This window comes from Methylibium sp. T29, assembly GCF_000576205.1.
Taxonomy (GTDB): Bacteria; Pseudomonadota; Gammaproteobacteria; order Burkholderiales; family Burkholderiaceae_C; genus Methylibium; species Methylibium petroleiphilum.
This window is the reverse complement of sequence record NZ_AZND01000366.1, coordinates 1-2,652: the sequence shown is the minus strand read 5'-3', so window position 1 is coordinate 2,652 and position 2,652 is coordinate 1. Positions and strand designations below refer to the sequence as shown.

The following is a 2,652-nucleotide window of genomic DNA, read 5'->3' as shown; positions in this document are numbered from 1 at the left end:
CGGTCGGCGTCAACAGAGCAGGGTTACCCGGGTCGGGTTTGTAGACGAATTGAGTATCGCGATGTCCTGCAAATACTCGAATAGCAACGCATAGTCTTGGAGGCTCTGCCGCTCCATTTCGACGATAAGGGCCATCGCCAAGAACCGGGCGTAATCTATGCCCTCGTTCGTATGCTCTCCACCGACCTCGCGGACATCTGGGTCGGCGAGAAGGCCAGCCCATCGGTCGGAATGAGTCAAAGTACTCATCGCGCCGTTAGTACGCCTGCAATGGCGACCGTACGGTAGAAACCATCAAGTCCCGGCAAGCCGCTGCTATCCGAGCAGCCGCAGGTCTTTCACCACTCACAGCGCCTCCTTTGTGCCCTCCTCTCCGGGTGGGTTGGGTTTACGTTGGGAGGATTGTGAGATACATTTTGATTCGTGTAAAGACAACGCACAGACAAGGCCGGTGTGATGGGCGAGCGAAAGTCTGAGGCCATCAACCTGCGGATGGCTCCCTCGACTAAGGAGCTACTTCGACGGGTCGCCGAGAGCGAACATCGCACTCTCTCGAACATGCTTGAGGTACTCATTCGCGAGCGGGCTGAGAAGTGCGGGCTGGAAGGCCAATCCACCGCGAGCGGCCCAGTCCGGACAAAGAAGCGATAGCTCAGGGAGCGAGTGTTTCTGTGGTGCTTAGCCCTTGAACGTCGGACCGTATGTGGTCAGAACGGGCGGTTTAAGGCGAGAGCGTGAGTCCTCGGAGCAGGTTCGACTTCCGAATGCCTCCCATCAACAAGCAGAGTACGCGTGTGAAGCTTGAAACGCTCATCAAGCGCTTCATTGGACGTACCAGCAGTCCTGTTGTGCTTCGCTCGGAGCTGCGGAGGTTCGGAGGTTCGTCTCAGCTTTCCGTCGTACTTCGTTCTCTACAAGACCAGGGGCTGCTCGTGCGCATCGGAGCAGGGGTGTACGCCAAGGCCAAAGTCAGCGTTCTTTCAGGCAAACCAATACCCGTCGGCCCCCTTGAGGTACTGGCTCCGATAGCGCTTAGAAAACTGGGCGTGCGGGTTGAAGAGCCGCGCCGTAATCGTGAGTACAACGCTGGCAGGACTTCACAAGTTCCGACGGGATTGGTGGTCAACACCGGTAGACAGCGCATCACTCGAAAGATTGGATTCAATGGCAAGTTCGTGGAGTACGAGCGCACTTGAATGCCTAGCGTGATGGCGCATCCGCGACACATTCTCAACTGACCCGGAAGCAATGTAAGGCGTTGTGGACAGAAGGGCTGCGTTTGTCTATAATGCCTTACAGATGCCCGGGACCTCGGAACTCACCTCAGTTCTCGACCGACAACTGCTTCTGCAACTCGGCGCCCGGCTCAAGCGCGCTCGGCAAGCGCAGGGCCTCACCACGGTCCAGATGGCGGAGCGAGCAGGCATTTCCCGGATGACGCTCAATGCAATCGAGTCCGGTGAGCCCACGCCTACTATGGGCAGCTACGTGCGGGTGATGAGCGTACTTGGGGTGTCTAAGGACCTGGTTCTCATCGCAAGCGATGTGCTGGAGCCTCTGGTGCCCGGGAAGCTTGCGGGCACTCCATCCGCCAGCTCGCGTTCGGTCCCTTACTCGGTCTCGGCGAGTAGCTCAAAGCACGAACTGCAGGACCTGCAGAGCTTGATGCTGCACGAAGAGGCCGTTCGCCTCATCAAGAAGCGGCCCGAACTGCTACAGCAGGCCCTGAACACTTTGGACCGTTGGCGCCAATCCGGCGAATCGCGCTCAAAGGTACTCTGGGATGAATGGTCAGTCATCCTCCACAGGAAGGCTTGGCGTAGGGCACTCTCCCAAACGAAGCGGTCCAAGGAACTCCGCCAAGCATCGCCCCTGGCCACGATACTCCCGTCCGAAGTGCGTCGGCGCGTTCTCGATGCCGTTCGCCAAGTGAAGCATGGCACTGTCTTGGACTTTTCATCTCCTACAGGACGGCGTCGCACAGAGTGACGCTTTGCAGGTGATGCGCAATCGAGTGGGGCAGTAGCTGGGGCTGAGGTCTGTGACCTCGAGCACAAGGCCTGGTACGCTGGGCAGTTCAAAAATCCAAGGCGCGCATTGAGGCGGCGACAACTGCTCACGCGGACAAGTTCGATTGGACTCAGCCCTTAGCGTGCGCCTTCAAACGCTTGCCGCGCTGCAGGTGTGTCAGAGGAGGGAAGGCACCCCCGGTGCTGACGCCGCCTCGGGCGTGAAACGCGCTATTCGCTTGGACGGGACAATGCCCAACGAATAGCGGCCATGTGCCCTCGATGCAGCCCAACGTTCTCGTTGCAAAGGATTAGCCGACCGCGCCGGTCGTGCACGGAGTGACGTAGGCCTGTTCCACTCAGCTCGTCGTCCAAGATGACATAAGGCTCACCACGATGGTGAGCAGCCAGCCACCGGTCAATGGCCTGGGCACGAGTCTCTCCGCGATTCTGCGGCGCCTCCCAAGCGTCGTGCAGGCTCGTGTTCAGCACTCCGAGGCCAGTCTTCGCGAACAGCCGTTCGAAGCCTTCGCGCAGCATGAATCTCAGCCAGCTCGTCGTGATGACGACCTGAGCACCGTGCTCGTAGAGCGCTTCGACCAGCACTTGAGTTGCGGGCGCATGGAACAGGCGTGACCAGAGC

At 59.2% G+C, this 2,652-nt stretch carries 4 protein-coding genes; 3 read left to right on the top strand and 1 reads right to left on the bottom strand.

Annotation, left to right across the window (positions count from 1 at the left end; translation table 11 throughout):
- The first annotated feature begins 456 nt into the window (after window positions 1-456).
- The 3 genes from x551_RS28270 (at window position 457) to x551_RS20920 (ending at window position 1,989) form a co-directional block, all read left to right on the top strand.
- Window positions 457-651, top strand: coding sequence for a DUF1778 domain-containing protein (locus tag x551_RS28270; RefSeq protein WP_081771439.1), 195 nt, complete (start codon window positions 457-459; stop codon window positions 649-651).
- A gap of 113 nt (window positions 652-764) precedes the next feature.
- Window positions 765-1,196, top strand: a complete 432-nt coding sequence (locus x551_RS24745; protein ID WP_081771438.1) for an S-adenosylhomocysteine hydrolase — start codon at window positions 765-767, stop codon at window positions 1,194-1,196.
- 103 nt (window positions 1,197-1,299) lie between these two features.
- Window positions 1,300-1,989 (top strand): helix-turn-helix transcriptional regulator, encoded by a 690-nt coding sequence (locus x551_RS20920; protein WP_036250956.1) that lies wholly within the window; start codon window positions 1,300-1,302, stop codon window positions 1,987-1,989.
- 251 nt (window positions 1,990-2,240) lie between these two features.
- Here the strand turns inward: x551_RS20920 and x551_RS26010 are convergent.
- The coding region (locus x551_RS26010; protein ID WP_253950440.1) for an HAD domain-containing protein at window positions 2,241-2,652 on the bottom strand (412 nt) is incomplete at its 5' end.